General features: G+C 62.3%; 29 protein-coding genes. 12 read left to right on the forward strand and 17 right to left on the reverse strand.

The features are described from left to right. The first annotated feature begins 2 nt into the window (after positions 1-2). From NGM07_RS24910 to NGM07_RS24960, 11 genes are all read left to right on the forward strand, one after another. Positions 3-287 carry a hypothetical protein gene (locus NGM07_RS24910; protein ID WP_253521766.1) on the forward strand — a complete coding sequence of 95 codons (285 nt, stop codon included), beginning with the start codon at positions 3-5 and terminating at the stop codon, positions 285-287. Further along, complete coding sequence (locus NGM07_RS24915) at positions 284-529, forward strand: hypothetical protein (protein WP_253521767.1); 246 nt, start codon at positions 284-286, stop codon at positions 527-529. Before NGM07_RS24910 ends, NGM07_RS24915 begins: the two co-directional genes overlap by 4 nt. Position 530: 1 nt before the next feature. Then, complete coding sequence (locus NGM07_RS24920) at positions 531-1193, forward strand: tyrosine-type recombinase/integrase (RefSeq protein WP_253521770.1); 663 nt, start codon at positions 531-533, stop codon at positions 1191-1193. Between the two features lie 589 nt (positions 1194-1782). Beyond that, on the forward strand, positions 1783-2400 hold the full coding sequence (locus tag NGM07_RS24925; RefSeq protein WP_253521773.1) for a hypothetical protein: 618 nt from the start codon (positions 1783-1785) through the stop codon (positions 2398-2400). Further along, the gene (locus NGM07_RS24930) at positions 2397-2915 is read left to right on the forward strand and encodes a hypothetical protein (RefSeq protein ID WP_253521776.1); all 519 of its coding nucleotides are present in this window, start codon (positions 2397-2399) and stop codon (positions 2913-2915) included. The genes NGM07_RS24925 and NGM07_RS24930 overlap by 4 nt, the downstream gene beginning before the upstream one ends. Beyond that, the gene (locus tag NGM07_RS24935) at positions 2912-3301 is read left to right on the forward strand and encodes a hypothetical protein (protein ID WP_253521779.1); all 390 of its coding nucleotides are present in this window, start codon (positions 2912-2914) and stop codon (positions 3299-3301) included. Before NGM07_RS24930 ends, NGM07_RS24935 begins: the two co-directional genes overlap by 4 nt. Further along, on the forward strand, positions 3298-3468 hold the full coding sequence (locus NGM07_RS24940; protein ID WP_253521781.1) for a hypothetical protein: 171 nt from the start codon (positions 3298-3300) through the stop codon (positions 3466-3468). The genes NGM07_RS24935 and NGM07_RS24940 overlap by 4 nt, the downstream gene beginning before the upstream one ends. Before the next feature lies 1 nt (position 3469). Next, a complete protein-coding gene (locus tag NGM07_RS24945; protein WP_253521784.1) occupies positions 3470-3631 on the forward strand; it encodes a hypothetical protein in 162 nt (53 codons plus the stop codon). Further along, positions 3628-4167, forward strand: coding sequence for a hypothetical protein (locus tag NGM07_RS24950; protein WP_253521786.1), 540 nt, complete (start codon positions 3628-3630; stop codon positions 4165-4167). The genes NGM07_RS24945 and NGM07_RS24950 overlap by 4 nt, the downstream gene beginning before the upstream one ends. A gap of 15 nt (positions 4168-4182) precedes the next feature. Then, the gene (locus NGM07_RS24955) at positions 4183-4446 is read left to right on the forward strand and encodes a hypothetical protein (RefSeq protein ID WP_253521787.1); all 264 of its coding nucleotides are present in this window, start codon (positions 4183-4185) and stop codon (positions 4444-4446) included. Positions 4447-4715: 269 nt separating this feature from the next. Then, positions 4716-4973 carry a hypothetical protein gene (locus NGM07_RS24960; protein WP_253521789.1) on the forward strand — a complete coding sequence of 86 codons (258 nt, stop codon included), beginning with the start codon at positions 4716-4718 and terminating at the stop codon, positions 4971-4973. Positions 4974-5475: 502 nt separating this feature from the next. Here the strand turns inward: NGM07_RS24960 and NGM07_RS24965 are convergent. The 16 genes from NGM07_RS24965 to NGM07_RS25040 all read right to left on the reverse strand — a co-directional run bounded on the left by NGM07_RS24965 (position 5476) and on the right by NGM07_RS25040 (position 14534). Then, positions 5476-6366 (reverse strand): hypothetical protein, encoded by an 891-nt coding sequence (locus NGM07_RS24965; protein WP_253521791.1) that lies wholly within the window; start codon positions 6364-6366, stop codon positions 5476-5478. A 277-nt stretch (positions 6367-6643) separates the two neighbouring features. Next, a complete protein-coding gene (locus tag NGM07_RS24970) occupies positions 6644-6958 on the reverse strand; it encodes a hypothetical protein (RefSeq protein ID WP_253521792.1) in 315 nt (104 codons plus the stop codon). Further along, a complete protein-coding gene (locus tag NGM07_RS24975; RefSeq protein WP_253521794.1) occupies positions 6955-7548 on the reverse strand; it encodes a hypothetical protein in 594 nt (197 codons plus the stop codon). Before NGM07_RS24975 ends, NGM07_RS24970 begins: the two co-directional genes overlap by 4 nt. Positions 7549-7612: 64 nt before the next feature. Beyond that, positions 7613-8020: a hypothetical protein gene (locus NGM07_RS24980; RefSeq protein WP_253521796.1), complete on the reverse strand. Its 408-nt coding sequence runs from the start codon at positions 8018-8020 to the stop codon at positions 7613-7615. After that, positions 8017-8397, reverse strand: coding sequence for a PadR family transcriptional regulator (locus NGM07_RS24985; RefSeq protein WP_382196167.1), 381 nt, complete (start codon positions 8395-8397; stop codon positions 8017-8019). The genes NGM07_RS24980 and NGM07_RS24985 overlap by 4 nt, the downstream gene beginning before the upstream one ends. Before the next feature lie 267 nt (positions 8398-8664). Beyond that, entirely contained in the window at positions 8665-9258 is a 594-nt protein-coding gene (locus NGM07_RS24990) for a hypothetical protein (RefSeq protein WP_253521798.1), read from the reverse strand. Beyond that, positions 9255-10325: an SPL family radical SAM protein gene (locus NGM07_RS24995; protein ID WP_253521800.1), complete on the reverse strand. Its 1071-nt coding sequence runs from the start codon at positions 10323-10325 to the stop codon at positions 9255-9257. The genes NGM07_RS24990 and NGM07_RS24995 overlap by 4 nt, the downstream gene beginning before the upstream one ends. After that, positions 10322-11137 (reverse strand): hypothetical protein, encoded by an 816-nt coding sequence (locus NGM07_RS25000; RefSeq protein WP_253521802.1) that lies wholly within the window; start codon positions 11135-11137, stop codon positions 10322-10324. Before NGM07_RS25000 ends, NGM07_RS24995 begins: the two co-directional genes overlap by 4 nt. Then, positions 11134-11544 (reverse strand): hypothetical protein, encoded by a 411-nt coding sequence (locus NGM07_RS25005; protein WP_253521804.1) that lies wholly within the window; start codon positions 11542-11544, stop codon positions 11134-11136. Before NGM07_RS25005 ends, NGM07_RS25000 begins: the two co-directional genes overlap by 4 nt. After that, positions 11534-11929 (reverse strand): hypothetical protein, encoded by a 396-nt coding sequence (locus NGM07_RS25010; RefSeq protein WP_253521806.1) that lies wholly within the window; start codon positions 11927-11929, stop codon positions 11534-11536. The genes NGM07_RS25005 and NGM07_RS25010 overlap by 11 nt, the downstream gene beginning before the upstream one ends. Positions 11930-11931: 2 nt before the next feature. Beyond that, on the reverse strand, positions 11932-12135 hold the full coding sequence (locus tag NGM07_RS25015; protein WP_253521808.1) for a hypothetical protein: 204 nt from the start codon (positions 12133-12135) through the stop codon (positions 11932-11934). Beyond that, on the reverse strand, positions 12132-12731 hold the full coding sequence (locus tag NGM07_RS25020) for a GNAT family N-acetyltransferase (protein WP_253521809.1): 600 nt from the start codon (positions 12729-12731) through the stop codon (positions 12132-12134). The genes NGM07_RS25015 and NGM07_RS25020 overlap by 4 nt, the downstream gene beginning before the upstream one ends. Further along, positions 12728-13438: a J domain-containing protein gene (locus NGM07_RS25025; RefSeq protein WP_253521811.1), complete on the reverse strand. Its 711-nt coding sequence runs from the start codon at positions 13436-13438 to the stop codon at positions 12728-12730. The genes NGM07_RS25020 and NGM07_RS25025 overlap by 4 nt, the downstream gene beginning before the upstream one ends. Continuing rightward, positions 13347-13832 carry an FmdB family zinc ribbon protein gene (locus tag NGM07_RS25030; protein ID WP_253521814.1) on the reverse strand — a complete coding sequence of 162 codons (486 nt, stop codon included), beginning with the start codon at positions 13830-13832 and terminating at the stop codon, positions 13347-13349. Before NGM07_RS25030 ends, NGM07_RS25025 begins: the two co-directional genes overlap by 92 nt. Beyond that, positions 13822-14004, reverse strand: coding sequence for a hypothetical protein (locus tag NGM07_RS25035; RefSeq protein WP_253521817.1), 183 nt, complete (start codon positions 14002-14004; stop codon positions 13822-13824). The genes NGM07_RS25030 and NGM07_RS25035 overlap by 11 nt, the downstream gene beginning before the upstream one ends. Further along, positions 14004-14534, reverse strand: coding sequence for a hypothetical protein (locus NGM07_RS25040; RefSeq protein ID WP_253521820.1), 531 nt, complete (start codon positions 14532-14534; stop codon positions 14004-14006). The genes NGM07_RS25035 and NGM07_RS25040 overlap by 1 nt, the downstream gene beginning before the upstream one ends. 395 nt (positions 14535-14929) lie before the next feature. On the opposite strand from NGM07_RS25040, the gene NGM07_RS25045 reads away from it, so the two are divergent. Continuing rightward, positions 14930-15205, forward strand: coding sequence for a hypothetical protein (locus NGM07_RS25045; protein WP_253521823.1), 276 nt, complete (start codon positions 14930-14932; stop codon positions 15203-15205). 493 nt (positions 15206-15698) lie between these two features. Here the strand turns inward: NGM07_RS25045 and NGM07_RS25050 are convergent, their stop codons facing one another. After that, complete coding sequence (locus tag NGM07_RS25050) at positions 15699-16967, reverse strand: Cdc6/Cdc18 family protein (protein ID WP_253521824.1); 1269 nt, start codon at positions 16965-16967, stop codon at positions 15699-15701. Positions 16968-17693 lie beyond the last annotated feature (726 nt).

The following is a 17693-nucleotide window of genomic DNA, read 5'->3' on the forward strand; positions in this document are numbered from 1 at the left end:
CGGTGAGCGCCACCAGCCAATCCGTCGAACCGGAGCAGTTCGTTGGAAGCAGCCACGACCTGGAGACTGGCGACGAGATCATCACGAACTACGGCGGCTCGTTCGACTCGTGGGGCAAGACGGTCGAAGAGCAGCCCGAGATGGGCGAAGACCACGAGGACTGGTTCAAGGTCAAGGGCGATTGGGACGGCGCTGCCTGCTACGACCTCTGGTACAGCTTCCGAACCAGCAAGTGGTACATGAGCCGGAACGCGCAGACCGAGAAAGTTCACGTCTACAAGGTATGACGGCGGAGAAAGAGATCGTCTACGTCACGGGCGGGCACAACGGGGGCGGCGGCCCGACGATCCACACCGACGAAGACTGCCCCACCGTCAGGAACTCCCGCGTCGTCAACCCGCGGCCACGCGATGTCTACCCCGACGACGTGGACGTGTGCGACGTCTGTTCGGGCGCTGTCGATACGAGCAATCAAGACCACTCGGCCTACCGCGCGTTGAAAGCGGCGGCCAAGGAGGCGTCCGACTGAGATGGTCACTCGTGAGCATGTCCTTCGGGAACGTGAGTTCGAGCGGCTTCTCTTAGGCGCGGGGCGGCTGCCCGGGACGGATCGGATCGAGGCCCGTGCCGCCGTCCTCATCATGGGCCGACTCGGGCTTCGGGGCGGTGAACTGATCCACCTCTCGGAGTCGTGGATCGACTGGCGACACCACCTCGTACGCATTCCTGAGCACGACTCGTGTACGAAGGGGCGCGACGGCGGGCCGTGTGGCTCCTGTCGGCAGGCCGCCGAACAGCGCCAACAGCACGGCGATGACCGGCCAGTAGAGGAGATCGTCGAAGACTACTGGCAGCCGAAGACCGACGCGGCTGTCCGCGACATCCCGTTCGACTGGAGTGTTCGTGTTGAGGTCGCGCTGGAGGAGCTCCTCGATGAGTTCGACGGCTGGCCGACGTCGTTCTCTACGCTCCAGCGCCGACTGGAGTGCTCGCTCGAAGCGGCACCGGGGCTGTCGGAGGACGCGACGACGGTTCACGGCCTTAGAGGGACTGCGGCGTCGTACCACGCCGGGAACGGGCTGGAGATGCAGTCGCTGAAGGGGATGTTCGGGTGGCGGGACAACAAGACGCCGAACAAGTACCTCAGCATCGACGGCGAGATGGTTCGACGCGGGCTTCAAGAGGTCTACTGAGATGCAGCGAGTGAACGTCGCCCTGGTCGGCGTACGTGGGTTCGATTCCCGCGCAGGGCTTCTGCCCGCACTGTGGTGGAGCGCGACACGAGTACCACGCCGTTGGGGGCGAGAGACACGGCGAATCCAAGCCAACGGTCGCCCCTTCGCCGATGTTCCCCATGACGGGGCGCGCCACACGGCGCTAAGGCGACGGGTGGGAAACGGTCGCGTGCTGCCGGGTTCGACTCCCGGGGCGGGCACTCGGATGGATAGCTCAAGGGTAGAGAGGATGACTCGCGTCTGCCCCCGTAGATTACCCCCGACAGGCTGGCCGGGAGACGCGCCCGATGTTGCCCCCTGTCGGTGTGGAAGAGCGGCTCCGTTCCCACGGAGTGGCGCATCGCAACGTGCGGGTTCGAGTCCCGCTCCATCCATCGGGCCACATGGGAGTGGCCGCCCGAATCAACTGAGTCGTGGGATGTCCCGCAGCTGGAGGACGCTCCAGTTAGTCCGCGAGGGAGAGGGACTACCCCACGGTGAAGAAACGGCGGTGAGCGGGTTCGAATCCCGACTGGCCCATTGGGTGGCGACCTACGCCGTGATTAACATGAGAGAAGCAGAACCACCGGAAATTTACGGTTCAGTCGAACTACCAGAGGAAGAGAAGGGTGGGGAGTGCTCGCTCTGGCGTGAAGATACTGAGGAGTACAAGCCCTGTGGAAACGAGATCGAGTACGTCTTCGTCCACGCAGCTACCAACCGCGAGGAAGACGATGAGCGCCGGAACTGTCTCGCCTGCGAGCGGTGCGTGAATATCGTCGCTCCTGAGCCGAAGCTGGTTGCCGACGGCGGGTTCTCCACCATCGCATCGGAGGGGGACATCGTCGTGAACATGACCAACGACGAACTTTCCGGCAACTGGAAGTCAGACCTCGAAAATGGAGAGGTTGCTACCTTCGACACAGAACGGTTCCCGGACGGCGTCGAGGACGGCGACCGAGTCTACTTCGAGGCTGGTGGCCTTCTGTATGCGCAGGCGACCATCCGAGAAGTCGGAGACGAGTCAGTGTGGGCGACGGGTGCTATCCGACTCCGCGTCACGGCTGATTCACCGGTCGAAGTTCCTGAGGGCGGCTTCGCCCGGATCGAGGAAGACGGCGCGCTCCCGGCGTCCGACCGGAACATCAGCTCGGACACTGTCGTCGATACGGAGGCTTCTCGATGAAAGAGCATCTGAACAGTTACTGCAAGGGCTGTGACCAGTTCTCGGCACCACACCGCAGACGTGACGACGGTCAGTGGGTCTGCGAGGACTGCGGCCACCTCGTGGAATGCTCCGATCCACAGTGGTCGGACAACTGCGACGGCGATCTCACGACGGAATACGAAGTGAAGAAAGGGCTCTGTGAGGGTTGCATGGCCGTCATCGACTCTTGGAGCGAGGACGGCGATGTGGACGACGGCCCGGAACAGGAGAAGCTGGTAACGGACGGCGGCACGGAGTTTCTCCAAGACCCGCTCGATGAACTGGTCGGGGAGACGCACATCGCCGTCGAATGCATGGTTCCAGAGACGGCCCCGGAGTTCTGCGACGGCTGGTGCGAGTCGTACAACCTCGAAGACCCCGCTTACAAGGACGGATACGGAAAGATTCACCTGCCGGGCGTTTCGTTGGAGTGTGGCGAGTGCGGGCAGATGCACGACTTCAAAATCAACGGTGTGGGGGTGCATTTCCCGTGAGCGCGACTGATCGGTACGCGGGTTGGGTCTGCGACGGGTGTGGGAAGCACGTCACCGGAACGATGCCCGTCGATCAGTGTTCGGACTGCGGCGGTCGCTGGTTCGAAGCGACGCCCGACCGCCTCGCCTGTGATCGGTGCGGCAACGAGGACGCCAGCCGAGTCTTCAACTCCGACCACAACCGGCTCTGCAAGGACTGCATCGCCGAGGAGAACATCAGTATGTACGGCGACCGCCTCGCAGACGCCGCGAAGATCATGCGTGGCGAGGCCGACGAACTGGCCGCCCGCGACGACGTGGACGACCACCTGACCGACGTTATCGAAGGCCTGCGCCATCACGCAGACGAGGTCGAGGAGTTTCTTCAGGAGGAATACTATCGATGAGCCTTCACGAGTGCCCACGATGTGGCCACGAGACCGCAACCAATTCGACCACTGCGGGAGCGTTCGAGGTGCCGCCGACGCTGTACTGCGTCCACGGCGAAGAGGCAGTAGAGATGGATCTCGTTTCAGAAGCAGACCTTCTGGAAGAGGCGATGGTCGATGTGTGAGGTGACCGTTGAGGGCGAGTGCCCCGCGTGCGGCACCACCGTCCGTTACACCGGCCACGTCCCCTACAACTACCTCTGCGGGGACTGCGGAGGCGAACGCCCCCACGCGGATGGCGTGTACGCCGACGAAAACGGAGTTCTTCACTACGAGGAACCAGCATGAGCCAGCGCGTCGGCATCAACTACGAGCGAGACGGTCGGGAGGTTCGCGGTCTCGCCGCCTGGCGTGTTCTCGAACACTTCGGCGGGCAAGCCGACGAGGACGTGCTGGAGAGCGTCAAGCAACGCCTTCCGGTCGCACTCAAGGACTTCCCGGCGCTCGCCCACGAGACCATCAACGTCGGTGTCCTCTACGAGAACGCGGACGCACAGGCGCAGGCGTTCGGCTACAATCGACTCATCTGCCTGCCACCAGACGAACACACGACGAACATCACGCTCTGGCACGAGCTCGGCCACGTCGCTATCCGCGTCCGTCACGAGAACGGCGAGGACGTCGCCAAGACCAGCGAAGAGTTCTGCTCGATCTACTCTGTCGCGCGGATGCCGCCCAAGGTGATCGACGAAGATCGCGTCCCCTACCTCGGTGAGCCCGGCGTCCCGCGAGAGGAGTGGCCAGAGATTTGCCAGCGAGCGCTGGAGTACCGGGAGAACAATCGGAACTACATCCAGCAGTGCAAGGAGTGGCTTGAGATATGAGCGGGGTGATTCATCTTGAGCAACTGTGAACTCTGCGGCGTCAACGAGGCTGTTCACCGGCTACCTCAGGATTCGCGCGAGGACTTAGCGATCTGTGATGACTGCGCAGTAGGGCGGCGCGAAGAGGTCGTTGAGGATGTCTACGCCGACGAGACCATAGAGTTCCCGTTCGCGGAGACGACCATAGAATTAGAGGCAGGCGGGCGACGGTGGGAAGGGTCGCCGGAAGAGTTCAAAGCACTTCGTGACCGTCTGAACGAGGTGGAGTTCCGTGACTGAACAACCCGTTCAGGAAGCCCGCTGTCGGTGTTGTGGTAGCTTTTGCGGCCACGGCACAGATCCCGACTACTGCGGCTCGTGCATAGAAGCTGGTGAACCCCCCGAGGACTGGACACACCCGGCACAGCGCCGTGTGGAAAAAGGCACTCAGCTGAACTGGAGCCGCCCGAACCTGATGAAGCTCCGCGGCTACGAGTTCGAGGAGATCGTGCCGTGGGGCGAGCTCATCGAGGAGATGCAGGCGGGCGACACCCCGTCTTCGAAGTGAAATGGCGTCCACGAGTCCAGGCGATACGTGGGAGTGCTACGAGGGTCGCGCGGACGATCCAGACCACGACTGGCCGGAGAATCCGTTCGGCGACCGCTACGTCCGGTTCCATGCTGTTGTTGCCGAAGTCCACGACGACTACGTAGCGCTGACTGTGACGCGGCGGAATCGTCACATTAGTGCGCCAGAGCCGACCAGCGAGATCGCCAAGAGCGCGAAGACACTCGAAGCCGATCCACGATGGGAGCGCGTGGAGTGATTTACTGCACCACGCGGGGCAAGACTTTAGGGAACGCACCACTTGGTGCAGAATAGAGAACAGGAACCTGATAGGAATCATTCCTGAGACTGGCAACAACCACGCAAGAAAATGACTCAAGATGACACGAACGAAACAGAACAGACTTCCGGATTTGACCCGCTTTCAACTACTGTTCACGCTCGGTGATGTCCGTAGACTGCTCGGTCACGCCGACCCCTCCCGCTCATAGTCGGTGTCTACTGAACGGTTCAAGACCTCGAATGGCTGTTCCGTCTCATTCGTATGCTCGTTGCTCTCGCTATCGCCAGTCGAGTCGCTGGCGTTGGATTCGCGGTTGTGCATTGCTGTGTCTCCGTGCTCGACGCGCGAGGACAAGGTAGGCGTGGGCGCGTCCCGGCGTCGAGCGTAGTCCCCTCCGGGGAATCGAACCCCGGCATCGTGCGCCAGCAGAGGCGTCGTCTCTCGCTTCCCGCGGTACTTGATATAAACCTCAGCAGGGCTACCGGCGAGCGGCGAGGTCGCCGAGCACTCGTCGGACTCGGCCCCGGACGCGCCGAACGGCCTGTCCGCACGTCGCCCGCGCCCTGTCCGTGTAGCTGGCCGCACGCCCGGCAACCCTTCGTGCGCGCTCGCGGACGCGCTCGCCGAACGACGGGTCGACCACGCGGGGCGACCACCCGCACCAGTCACAGCCGCCGACCGACTCGTCGTACACCGTCCCGCAGCGCCCGCACGTCTCCGGCGTCGCGACGTTCGGTCGCACGGTTCGGAACTCGTTGCGGAGCAGATCCGGCCGCGGCAGTTCGACCGCGTAGAACCCGTGGCCCTCGTACAGGCGCGTCCGGTAGAAGACACAGGATTCGAGTGTCCGCCGTCTCTCGTCGCTGTCTGACTGGGTTTCCGGCCAGAGGTTGCCGATAGCGAGCGTGCCCGTGTGCGCTCTCGTCGACGCGACGTACAGGCCGCGGTGGTACGCGGCCTTGATGTGGGCTTTCAGGCCCTCGAAGTCGCGCGCCCAAAACCACCACGTCTCCGGGGCGTCCTCGACGATGAACGCCGCCATCTCCTCGGAGAGACACCGCGTCACGACGGTCCACGATTCGAGGAGGCTTTGCAGAACTTCTCGCGAAACGTACCCGTCGCGGTGAGTCTGCCTGCCGAAGTCGTCTTCGCCCGACTCGTACCAGTAGAACTGCTCGCCCTCGCGCGTGTCCGTCGGGTCGTACTGAACGAACGCCGTCGCCGTGTTCCCATAGAGCGTGTTCGACTCTCGGTAGAGCTGTAGGCAAACCGGATACTCGCCGATAAGCACCGCCGGCGGTCGCTCGACGCCACCGGGTTCCGTCGCTTCTTTCGGTTCCGAAAGTTCCGAAACACTGCGTTCGAACATAGTGACTTCCGACTCGCTAGTCGTCACGGCCCCAGGATTACGCGGCAGATTTTCTCGGGGAACGGTTCTTCTCGCTCGTCGGACTCGGACGGGTCGTCCGAAGTGGTCTCGGTCGATGTCATGTGTTGGAATTGGCCCGAGACAGACCAAGAGCGGAGTCGAGTAGGCGTGGGCGCGTCCCGGTCTCTCTCGGGGAGTCTCGCCTTCGGAATCGAACCGAACCCACCGTGGGGCGACCACGCGACGAGAGATGTGCGCGACAGCGGGGAACGTTGGCCTACTCGGTTTCACCTCCGAGCGACATCTCGGCCGCGTCGAACGCTTCCGGCAGTGAGTTCGGCGCACCGCGCTCGACCGACCACTTCGACGGCGCGTCCATGTCGCTCGTCGCGGCGAGTTTCACGTACTCGCCGAGCGCGCCGTTCGTGAATCCGTACCCCCGGACTTCCAACGTTCCGTGCTCATCGTGGACGAGCGTATCGCCGACGAGCAGGCGCGCGCCCGCGACGATAGCGGGGCCGGTCAGCCACGGCAACGCAAACTCGGACCGTGGTCCCGTCGCGTCGGTCAGCGACGATTTCGACTGACTCATTCGACCCACTCCGGCAGGTCGTCGCCGTCGCTCCCGACGATTCTCGGTTCGCGGTCGTCAGCGGGGTATCGTACGAGGTCGCCCGTTGCGGGGTGGTCGCGTTCCGAGAACTCGGCCGACGTTGGCACCCAGAACCCACCGAGCGGGTGACTCTCCGGTGCGCGCTCAATGAACAGGTAGCCCTCGGCCTCCGCGTGCGACTCGACCAGATGGTACTCCTGCCGAACGAGATTCGGATACGTCTCGACGTACTCCTCTGGCGCACACTCGTCGCTCCCGCAGAGCAGCCAGCCTTGCCAGAGTCGCCAGTTGTCGTCCTCTTCGACGGTCGTCCCGCACTCGACGCACTCCTTGGGCCACGTTACCCCGAAGTTGTGCGGCTTCTCGCGGCCGGTTCGCTCGCGGCACCGCTCGTCGAACTCAAGCAGCGAAAGCGCCGAGTCCGCGTTCTCGTTCTGGCCTGTGGTGACACCGCCGTCTGCCCGTACTGGACTCTCCTCTTCACGGATTAGGCGGTACGTACCAGGCTTGTCGCTCCCGCCGACCGTGAACCCGCCCTCGGCCGCCATCGCGCCGAGAACGGCTGACATATCGTCACCGTCGTCGATTTCGATGAACGCAACCTGCTCACCCTGGTACGTGTCTTTTTCCGGTTCAGCAGGCATCGGTCTGCTCCTGTAGGTCTTCCGCGAGACGCTCGAAATGCCGCCCCTGCGCTCGGTCGATGTGGTCCCCGTACTGTTCGATTTCAGCACACTCCCGCAGAGCGTCGACAACCTTTCCCCAGTCGCCACGGTCAAGCGTTGCACTCGCCGTATCGGTTTCTTCCGCGAGTCCGAGGAGGTCGAAGCTTTGCGCGTTCCCGTGTCCGTCGTCGTGAAACACGACTGCGACTTCGACTCCGTTGCCATACTCTCGACTAGCCCGATCCACGGCACGCTGGAGAATGTCTCCATTTTCCGTTTCGGAGAGCCACTCCGATTCACAGGGGAGACTAGCTCCGAACCCGTTTTCCCGGGGAGTAATAGTCCCTTCCACCGGGAATGGCGTCTCGATGCTCACGCGTCGAGGTCCTCTAATTCGTTCAGTTTCTCGGCGTCTCGGGCGTGTTCGTTCACGAGCACACGCTTCGCGTCGGCGGTCAGCGCGTACTCATTCGTCCGCCGGTCGAGCTGGCTCTTTTCCAGAAGCCCGGCGTCAACGAGCGCGTCGAGATTCGGGTAAAGGCGGCCGTGGTTGACCTCCTCGTCGTAGTACTCTTCGAGGTCGGCCTTGATTCCGAGGCCGTACCGTGACCCGCCGCTCGCCGCGATGACTTTCAGCATCGCTTGTCGGAACGCGGTGCTCCGCCGGTACGCGAGCGTGAGACCTGCGGGCGCGTCGTCGGTGTTCGTGGTCGATTCGTCTGCGTCTGTCGATTGGTGGTGTGCTTCGGACATACTGTCCTCTCGCCACCGGAAACGCACTCCAGATAGGCGTGGGCGCTGAGCGCACGTTTCGGGTGGACATGGCCGATTCTGGACTTGAACCAGAGGGGTCGGGCGACCCTCGCACCTGCGTCGGCTAAGGTACCTGAGCCACCTGAGGTGGCTGAGGCGGGCGACTTCTTCTTGTAATGCGTATTGATATTCAACCTACTTCAATTTTATCATGAGGATATAACTTAGTCGTTGAAAGACTACCTGAGAACTCCCACGGACAGAAACTTAGAGCGGTTCGGGGAGCCAGTCGCCGGACTCAGCCGGACAGCCCTCGTCGTGGCCTCGTTTCGAGTTCGTCCGCAACCACCCACACTCACAGACCGACTCCTCAGCGTGACTCCGAAGCCCTCCCGCGAGCGTGTTCGTCCGGGATTTCACTGCTTCGGCTAGCGTCTCGGAGGGATACTTCGGCTTTTTCAGGTCGTCTGCCGCCCCGGTCTGAAACCAGTCGCCGTCTTCCGTCTGTGTCGGCGATACACCCGAATAACCACCGAGCGGCGTCTCGACCGGCGGTGCATACACCATGCCGAGATACGTGGTTTCCATCTCCTCGTACTCCCACTCCTCGTGCGGTCGCGTCGCGTACCCTCCGATGAAATACCGCGTCACCGCGAGCAGCACGCATGGGAGGTCGCGGTACATCCAGGAGTCGAGCGGCACGTAGTCGAGCGCGGTCGGAACAGCGTATTGGTCGTTGCTCCGGCCCTCCATCGTCCATCCCGATACGCTTCCCTCCGGCCGGTCGGCAAGACCGTTCGCCAAATCGTCGAGCGAACACGCTCTCTCGTCGGTGGTTCGCTCCGTCGCTGAGGAATTCATCGGTCCTCCTGGTAGGCGTCGAGCGCCGACGGGAGCGGCGGCAGTCCTTCGTCGGGTGTGTCACGTCCGGCAAACGCCTCGGGGGACTGGCGTTCCCGCCACGCCTGAAGCCAGCGTTCACGCTCACCGTCGACGGTCGCGACGAGTTGCTTGTCCGGCCACAGATGAATCGGCACGTCGAGTTCTTCCGCGAGTTCCTGTACCCACTGGAAGTGCTGGCAGGCGTACTCGACCCACTGCTCGCGACCCCGGAGTCGCGCCAGCGCCGCGCCAAGGTCGTCTTCGCCCGCACTCCAGGCGGCCTCCACGGTCATATCGAAGTTCGCCCCACGCGGATTGATGGGTTCGTGGAAGACGACCGCCGGGTCGAGCGCGCTGATTCGCACCATCAGCTCACGAAGATCCGCGCGGTCCATCGTCGGATAGGTCGGACTCATTGAGACGAACACCGGAACGCCCGCGTCCGCGAAGCGTTCGAGACCCCGGAGTCTCGCATCCGGAGAGGGTGCCCGGCGCTCTACCGCGCCGAGTTCGTTCGCGTCGAGCGAGTTAATCGACGACCCGACGATAACGTGCTCGCCCGCCTCTCGAAACGTATCCAGGTGACGGACGGCGTTCAAGGGATTCCGTGTCAGGACTCGCGCGTAGTGGCCATGCTCAGCGAGCGTTTCGACCGCTGCCCGCGTGATGTCGCCCGCTCGCCTATCCATGTAGCAATCCGTCGAGAACGACAGTCCAACGATTCCACAGCCGTTCTCGGTCCGCTTCCACGTCCGCTTGCGGTCAAGCAGACCGGGTAGTTCCTCCGGGATGGTGTCCCGGTAGAGGACGTACTCGCCCCATTCCTGCTGGCTGTCCGCGACGTCGGCGTGCTCGGCCAGCATCTCCCCGCGTGTCCGGATGTTCGGCGTCGCAGGTACGTAGCAGAACTGGCAGCCGTGCCGACAGCCGGTCGCGACGTTGATAACGTAGTCGCAGAGGTGCTTTTCCGACAGCGCCGATTTGGAGAGAATCGTCTTCGTCGGGTCCTCGGCAGTCCGAACCTCTACCGATTCGATTCCGTTCATACCCTTAGCACCTCCGGGCGCTTCTCGGTGTCAAGATACGTGAACCCGCGACTCGGTGCGTCCTTCGGCAGGTCGGCGTCCACGCGCTCTAGTGGCGAGAACCAGATGCGGCCCGATTCAACGTGGTCGATGATACCACCGGCAACGATTCGGCCGTCGTTCTCGAACCAGATACGCTGGCCGTGCCGTGTCTGCCGGGACGTCCCATTTACTGTCCAATAGCACAGGTGGTCGTCGGGGACGTTCTCGGCGAGTTTGTGGTCGATCTGTTCCTCGGTCGCGTGTACGAGTACGTCGCGGTAGTCGTCGGCGCTCATGTGAGTGAATTGGTCGGTGGTGTTCGGTCCGAGGTCGCGTTGGTCTTCGTCGTCGCCGTGCGTCCCACGGAACCCGAGGTCACGGACCGTATAGCCGTCGTGCCACTCTATCGAACTCTGGCACGCCGACAGTTCCGGGTAGGTGTTCGTGTTCGCGCGGCCGTTCTCGGCAATTTCGAGGTCTGCGAGTTTCCGCCGATTCTGCGAGTCCATACGGTGCTCGTATTCGAGAATCATGTAGGCTTCTGCGAACCACAGGGCCTCGGGCTCCGAGCGCGCGGCCACTCGGTAGTAGTTCGCTTCCGGCCCACACTTCGGCGGTGCTTGGACGCGAGAGACGAGATACACGTTGAACTCGTCGTCCACGGAGTCATCGGGATGCACGTCCGGGAACGCGAAACACTCCGGACACGTCTCGTGGTCGAACAGCCAGTTCTCGCGCGTCTCAAAGGCTTCGCCGCACGTTGAGCAAGTCGTTTCGGTGTAGGTGCTCACGCCCAAGTCACCTCCTCGTCGTCTCCGACCGGTTCGAACTGTTCGAACTCGCTCGACAGACGCACGCTCCCTCGATGGACGTACGGAAGCCAACCCTCTAACCAACACCAGGCGAACGGGCGACCTGCGGTCGTCCTGTCCCACGCGCCGGTCGGATACCGCGAGACGCCCTCCCACTCGCCGAGGTCCGGGCGGTAGCGAAGCCAGAACTCCGAGTCCGTCGTGCCGTAGATGTAGAGCGCGACACGGCCCTCGGTCGCTTCAAGACGATTCAGCACGTCCTCGGGCCGGAGGTCGCCCCACTCGGCAACGCCATCTTCGGCGTCGAGCAGCGGTGTCTCACCCTCGGGGACCGCCCGCGTCGCTTGCAGGAGTTCGCGAGCGGTCGGCGCTCGTTCAGAATCCACCCTCGAACACCTCCCCGAGTTGGTCGCGAAGGTCGTCTTGGGCCGCTCGGAATCCCTCTCGCTGCTGTAAGTCGACGTCGTACTCCAAGTCGGCGCGGTCGGACGGCGGCACTTCGTCGACGAGCGCCTGAACGCCATCCTCGTGCGGGACCGCCGGGTCCGTCACGAACACGACGTGCTCCTCAACGATTCCCTCGGTCCCACAGGAGAGGCACTCGGCGGTCCACCCGACGCCCGGCGAATCCCACGCTTCGACGAACCGGCAGAGGCCGCCACAGCCCTCGTGAATCTTCGCCCAACCAGCGGCGAACGTCCGCTTGTGCCCCCACTCGCTGTAGTGCTCGTAGGGGTCCTCGTGGTGGCGGTCGAAGGTGCGCTCGCTCATGGCTATTCCAACACCTCCGTCGGCCGCTCGTCAGCGAGATAGTCTACGTCAGCGCCACAGTTCGGACAGACTTCGAACCGATTCAAGAGGACGCCAGCGCCTTCCTCGCTGTTCGTGGCTTCAAGTTCGATTTCGAAACACCCGTTCGGACACTCCATGACCGCCGTCACATCAACGCGGTCGGTCGCGTGCCAGTGGCCCGTCACAAGTCCCTCCGATAGATTCGCGCCGTACACTCACAGATACCAGGACAGTCCGGGCATTGGTCCCGGTCGTTCGTCTCGCCGTAGTAGCCCTCTACCTCTACGACAGGCCGGAATCCATACGCTTCGAACAGTGCGCTACTGTCGTGGTGGTCGTTGCGTAGCCACGACGTGCCGAACACGCGCTCGACGCCATACTCGGCCAGCCACGCCAGCCGGTTCTTGAACAGACGTGAGCCGATACCGCGACTCTCGAAGCCCTGCCGGACAATCCCAACGTGCATGATACCCGAATGCCGGTCGAGCAGGTCGTCAACGTACCCGCCATCGTAGTACGACTTCCGGACGTACTTGTGGGCGACCGACGCACACAGGCCGACGCCGACGATCTGCTCGCCGGTCGTCGCCACAACCCCATACACGTGCTCCGAATCGTCGTCAACCGCGCGTTTGACCCACGCGTCCGGTTCGCCGGGAACCGGTGGGTTGCCACCCCACCGACTCACCCACAGACGTTCAGCTTCGAGCACGTCGTCGGCTTGTATCTCGCGGAGATAGACGGCCGTTGGCGCAAGCCCCGGCATGGTGCCGGTGGTCATTCAAGTAGCTCCGTCTCGGCACTCACGACCCGCTTGAACGCGGTCGTGTCACCGCCGTTGTCCGGGTGGTTCTCTTTCTTCAACTCCCGCGCGGCCGCCTTGATGACGCCCTCTGGCGCTTCCGGCGCGACCCCGAGAACCTCGTGCGGTTCCTTCTCGTCGGCCGGTGGTCGAGCGACCACCATTCCGCGGTCGTCGTCTCCCGGCGGGAGTCGAGCGTTTGCGAACTCACTTTCTCCGGTCGCCACCGGCCGGTTCTCCATCTTCCGTTTCTCACGGATGTAGAGGTAGAGCGTCCGAATGTTGTCGCGGAGACCCGAGTAGCGGTCGCACGCCACCGCGTACTGTTCGCCGTCCATCCGCCAGCGAGCCACCGCTCCGGGGTCGTCCGGCGAAGCGTCCGCGTAGGGATAGCGCGGGTTCTCTTTCTGGTGTTCCGCACCCGTCGAGAGTCGCCAATCATCCACTCCGACGCGTTCGAACTCGTCGGCGAGGTCGTCGATGGACTGCCGAAGTGACTTCTTGAAGCGGTTGTTTCGCGTTTGTTCCGCCGCAGGGGTTCGGTCGAATCCGGTCGGCCAGTCTATTCTACTTTCCTGTTTAGTTTGTTGCATATCAAGTATCCTCCTCGCCCTCGCTAACTTCGGTCGAATCACCCTCGTACGCCCAGATGTACGTCTTGACGCGGCCGCTGGCGTCCATCTCATTCGCTATTTCGGCCGCTATCGAGTCGAACAGCAAGGCGTCGCCCCAGTTATCGCTCCGAGAGTCGAGTAGCTGGCCGTCGATACGCACCGTCTTCAGTCGCGCCGACTCCTCGCCGTCGTCGTACTGGAACGTGAACAGCCACTCGCGGCCGGACTCGTCGGTCGCCTGAACCTGGACGCTCACGTGCGCAGTCCACATCCGGTTCGCCTTGCTCGCTGTAATCTCGAAGTCGCCCGCGGGCGAGACGAGACGCGACCCACACGCCGGGCACTCCCCAGGGTGCGGTCCTGCTCCGAGGTAGTCGTACTCGTGGCCGCACGCGAAGCACGCGAGCGCCGGAGCTAGCGCTCCGGCCGTCCGGAGCGTCCGGAAGTACGCACGGTTAAACTGCATACTTCGTCGACACCTCCCGGTCGCCCTCGGCGGTCGCCTCTTCGCCGTCCCTGCCGAGTTTGTCCGCAACAGCTTGGCAGTCCGGACAGACGAGCGACCGGTCTTCGTCGCCGAGGTCACGGTGCTCTCCGTCCCGCTGGTTCGTCCGCCCGCGGCAGATTCCGCACTGCATCACTGGGCCTCCAGCGTTGCCTGCTGGAATCCTACCGCGGGCGTCGACGGCTCCCGGTGGAGGTACGCCGCCTCGATTTGGCTCTCGCCAACCCACTTCCCCGCGAACGACGACTCTAAATCGTTGCGGGTGTTCGCTCGGGTTTGCAGGCGCTCGATGGCCGTTTCGATAGCGGCCGCGTCTTCGTCGATGTCGCCCGCCCGGACCCTCGCGAGTTTGTTCTGCATCCGGTCGCGGGCGACGAGTAGCTGATGGACTTCGAGCACGCCAGCACCGCGGAGTTCGTACGCGTGCGTCGTCTGTTCGTTCTCGCGCGTCACCCGGGCGAGCACGCCACCGGTCCCGGTCGCGGTCGCGCCGCAGAGGTCGCGCTCGACCTCCGGACTGACGACGAGCAGAACGGCGTTCGTCCCGTCGAGCAGTTCCCAAAGCCGGTGGCAGAAGTCCGGGTTTCGGCCGTAGGTGTTCGCGAACGCTTTGGCTGACTCACAGCCGGTCGTCACGCCGCTGTCGCGGAGCGACCGATGCATCAGTCGCCACCTCGCGGCGTTCGGCGGGTGCGTTCGGCAACGAACGCGGTGTCCGTGGTTTCAAAATCGTATTCGGTGTGCTCGTAGACGACCTCGTAGTCGCGTTCGGGGTCAATACGAGCCGTCCACTGGTCTGGTTGTGCCGCTCCCGCAGGAGCGGTCTGGTCTGACATTGACATTGTGCATCCGTCCGGGAAGCCGACAGGATTTGTTCGGGTATGCGTGCAAGCACGTAGGCCGGGAGTTCCCGCGACGTAGGCGTGGGCTTCTGTTTTTCGTCGCAGGGTCCGACCGTCGGTCTTCCCTTATCACCCTCATTTCAGGCAGGTGTAATAATACTTTCCCTCCGTCAGTCGATGAAGGGTTTATATGCGACGCATGAGAAGACAGGGGTAATGGACGACCGGGACGGCACCGCCGACGAGAACACACACTCAGGCTACTACGAGACAGACCCCGACAACGGCCGCATCACTACAAAGTACCCCGACGAAGCCTTCATCCAGGCCGTCGAAGCCCTCGAATTCGCCTCGACCGGCGACGTCGCTCGCGAAGTCGGTTGCGACCGAACCACTGCCCTCCCGCGACTCGAAGCTCTCGCAGACCACGGGAAACTCCAAAAACTCGAATCCGGCTCCGGATTTCACTGGAAATCGGGTGTGGACGAGTAGTCCATCAGTAGTAGGTAGTGCGGTTTCTTACATCAGAATCGTTTGCGGAGACATTGCTCAATGCAGAGCGTAAGTCTATCGTTGGGGAGAATGACGAATACGGGGGTATTCAGCCATAATTGTTTTACTTCTCTTTCACGGAGCGTGGTAGTGAGAATGTGATAAGATGGGGGACATTTCTCTGGCGTGGACCTTATCTATAAAATGGCCCCGTGTATACTTAGCGGTCACTTTGATTGATATCGGGTTGCTCATTGTACTATGGTCCCTAAGGTCACACCTGTCGGAATCGTTCAAACTATCCATAGTCGGGTTTATGGTAGTCTGTTATCTTCTACTAACCATACTCTACTATTGGCAGGTCTTTGTGCGCAGACGGACAGAAGAGGTCTTAGTCGTAGATAAGCGGTAAATTTGCACCACGAATTGAGCAATACAGCTGAATCAGTTACGTGCTACAGGCTGAACAAAGAAACCGGTCTACTAACTACTGCTATTCTGCAACCACGTTCTCTAAGTTCGCGATACTCTCGTGCGCGCCGTAGAACTCAACCTGTTGACTGAGCGCGCCGAGCACCGTCTCGACCTCGTACCCGCTCAGCGGATGGACCTTCGGACTCCCCTGGCCGTCTTCCGTGTGCGCGTCGGTCAGCCCGAGTTTGTCGAGTCGGTTCAGGTGGTTACGCGCCCACCGCTTCGAGACGGCGTCCTTCCCGCCGTGGTTGACGATCCGCTTGTACCGCTTGTAGACCCGTGCCGTCGACGGCGCTTCCATCCCGTCCGCGATGAGCGTCACGAGTGCGTACGCAATCGCTTGCCCGTTGTCGTCGAGCTTCCGGAGCAACCGCAACACCTGTTCTTCGCTGTAACGTTCCTCGGCCTCTCGCACGTGCTCGGCAGTGACTTGCTCGGCCTGCTCGCGGTACGCGAGCTTCCCGGCCTTGCTCAGTACGTCGAGGGCTTTCCGAGCGTCGCCAGCGCCGTCCGCCGTCGAGACCGCCGCGGCGAGCGGAATCACATCGTCGGCCAGCACCTCGCTATCCAGAACGAGGCCCTGGCCCGTCTCGACGAGTTCCGTGTCCCGGAACGCCACGTCCGCACGGTGTTTGAGAATCTGGCGGAGCTGGTTCGCGTCGTAGGGGTCGAACTGAATCTCGGTCGGATTGAACGACGACTCCGAGTCCGAATCAAGGTCCTCCATTATCGAGGCGTCGGAACTCACCGCGACGAGACACGGCCGCACGGTATCGAGGAACTCGTCGGTTGACCGCGAGAACTGGTAGACGAACTCGTCTATCGAGTTCGACCGCGCTATCTCGTCGAGCACGAGCAGCAGAATCGTCTCCTCGTCTTCAGTGCCGAGGCTGTCGAGTTCCTCCCAAAGCGTCTCGTACACGTCGTGTGAACCGCGTTTCACCTTCTCGTGCTTAAAGCGGAACTCGTTGATGACGAGACGGGCGAGATCCGTGTCGTTCTTCGCGTTCGTGCAATTGACGCGTGCAGTAACGAGGTCTGTTTGGACACCCTCGGCAGTCTCGAATCCGTCGAGTGCTTTCCGGATGGTTTCGGTTTTCCCCGACCCGTTCGGCCCGTAGATAACGATGTCGTCGGGGAGGTCGCCCCAGTAGATGTCCATCAATTCGTCGGTGAGTCGGTCCCATTCGTCGTCGCGGCCGACGAGTGAGTCCGGCGAATACTGCTCTCTGAGCGCGTCTCGGTCCCGGAAGACCGAGCTACGCGCCTTTTTGTCTATGGCGTTCATCTGCTTGTTAGCCCTTCGTCTTTCCTTTCAGAAGCAATGTTATTTATACCTTTGGAGAAATTAGTTCCGCCAATTCCACGACCCCCTTTTCGGTTCCGCGGGTTCCGGTTGTTCCGAAACGGCGTTCTCGGTTCCGGAAGAACACGGGAAACGGCGGGAAATTGACTGCCGTCCCGCGGTTTCACGGTGAACGAACCCCCCTCCCCCTACCCGTTCCGAAAGATTGGCGCGGCCGAACGGGTGGTCGAAGACCACCCATTACATCCAGCTACAGCACAGCAAAACCAAGCCTGGTTTGTTGGTTTACGGTTATCGTTTCAACTCTAACCTCATAAAGGTTTCCCCGCCAATAGTTCGTCTCGCAGACCCCGACCCTCTCCCGGACGAATGTTTCGGAACGGGTGGGGGGAAGGGGGTCTGTCACGTCCCAAACCGCCAGACGGTGGCCGATTTCAGCCGAAAACCCCGGTTCTTTCAGAACTGAGAACGGGGTTTCGGAACTCGCGGAAGTGGTTTCACGTCACTCCCCACGACACCGCGGCTCTCGTGGTCCTGCTGCTCGACGATCTCCCGACTGTACCGACTCGACGATTCGCGGAGAACCAGCTACCGCTCAGGTTCGGAACGGATGCACCCGAGGTCAGTTTTGGGCTAACAAGCATGACCTCGGAACCCGGTTGGACGGAGAGTCCCGTGACCGATTTCGGGCTAACAAGCACGGTCACG

It is taken from the genome of Halorussus vallis, assembly GCF_024138165.1.
In the GTDB taxonomy this organism is placed as follows: Archaea; Halobacteriota; Halobacteria; order Halobacteriales; family Haladaptataceae; genus Halorussus; species Halorussus vallis.

What these genes read in the sequence shown, in the direction of transcription:
- NGM07_RS25025 (WP_253521811.1), bottom strand. Translation starts at nt 13,438, where the DNA reads ATGAGATGGACGCCAGCGGCCGCGTCAAGACGTACATCTGGGCGTACG.
- NGM07_RS24970 (WP_253521792.1), bottom strand. Translation starts at nt 6,958, where the DNA reads ATGAGTCAGTCGAAATCGTCGCTGACCGACGCGACGGGACCACGGTCC.
- NGM07_RS24985 (WP_382196167.1), bottom strand. Translation starts at nt 8,397, where the DNA reads ATGTCCGAAGCACACCACCAATCGACAGACGCAGACGAATCGACCACG.
- NGM07_RS24995 (WP_253521800.1), bottom strand. Translation starts at nt 10,325, where the DNA reads ATGAACGGAATCGAATCGGTAGAGGTTCGGACTGCCGAGGACCCGACG.
- NGM07_RS24925 (WP_253521773.1), top strand. Translation starts at nt 1,783, where the DNA reads ATGAGAGAAGCAGAACCACCGGAAATTTACGGTTCAGTCGAACTACCA.
- NGM07_RS25035 (WP_253521817.1), bottom strand. Translation starts at nt 14,004, where the DNA reads ATGCAGTGCGGAATCTGCCGCGGGCGGACGAACCAGCGGGACGGAGAG.
- NGM07_RS24965 (WP_253521791.1), bottom strand. Translation starts at nt 6,366, where the DNA reads ATGTTCGAACGCAGTGTTTCGGAACTTTCGGAACCGAAAGAAGCGACG.
- NGM07_RS24920 (WP_253521770.1), top strand. Translation starts at nt 531, where the DNA reads ATGGTCACTCGTGAGCATGTCCTTCGGGAACGTGAGTTCGAGCGGCTT.
- NGM07_RS24990 (WP_253521798.1), bottom strand. Translation starts at nt 9,258, where the DNA reads ATGAATTCCTCAGCGACGGAGCGAACCACCGACGAGAGAGCGTGTTCG.
- NGM07_RS24975 (WP_253521794.1), bottom strand. Translation starts at nt 7,548, where the DNA reads ATGTCAGCCGTTCTCGGCGCGATGGCGGCCGAGGGCGGGTTCACGGTC.
- NGM07_RS25020 (WP_253521809.1), bottom strand. Translation starts at nt 12,731, where the DNA reads ATGACCACCGGCACCATGCCGGGGCTTGCGCCAACGGCCGTCTATCTC.
- NGM07_RS24960 (WP_253521789.1), top strand. Translation starts at nt 4,716, where the DNA reads ATGGCGTCCACGAGTCCAGGCGATACGTGGGAGTGCTACGAGGGTCGC.
- NGM07_RS24915 (WP_253521767.1), top strand. Translation starts at nt 284, where the DNA reads ATGACGGCGGAGAAAGAGATCGTCTACGTCACGGGCGGGCACAACGGG.
- NGM07_RS25050 (WP_253521824.1), bottom strand. Translation starts at nt 16,967, where the DNA reads ATGAACGCCATAGACAAAAAGGCGCGTAGCTCGGTCTTCCGGGACCGA.
- NGM07_RS25010 (WP_253521806.1), bottom strand. Translation starts at nt 11,929, where the DNA reads ATGAGCGAGCGCACCTTCGACCGCCACCACGAGGACCCCTACGAGCAC.
- NGM07_RS25045 (WP_253521823.1), top strand. Translation starts at nt 14,930, where the DNA reads ATGGACGACCGGGACGGCACCGCCGACGAGAACACACACTCAGGCTAC.
- NGM07_RS24940 (WP_253521781.1), top strand. Translation starts at nt 3,298, where the DNA reads ATGAGCCTTCACGAGTGCCCACGATGTGGCCACGAGACCGCAACCAAT.
- NGM07_RS25030 (WP_253521814.1), bottom strand. Translation starts at nt 13,832, where the DNA reads ATGCAGTTTAACCGTGCGTACTTCCGGACGCTCCGGACGGCCGGAGCG.
- NGM07_RS24930 (WP_253521776.1), top strand. Translation starts at nt 2,397, where the DNA reads ATGAAAGAGCATCTGAACAGTTACTGCAAGGGCTGTGACCAGTTCTCG.
- NGM07_RS24950 (WP_253521786.1), top strand. Translation starts at nt 3,628, where the DNA reads ATGAGCCAGCGCGTCGGCATCAACTACGAGCGAGACGGTCGGGAGGTT.
- NGM07_RS25040 (WP_253521820.1), bottom strand. Translation starts at nt 14,534, where the DNA reads ATGCATCGGTCGCTCCGCGACAGCGGCGTGACGACCGGCTGTGAGTCA.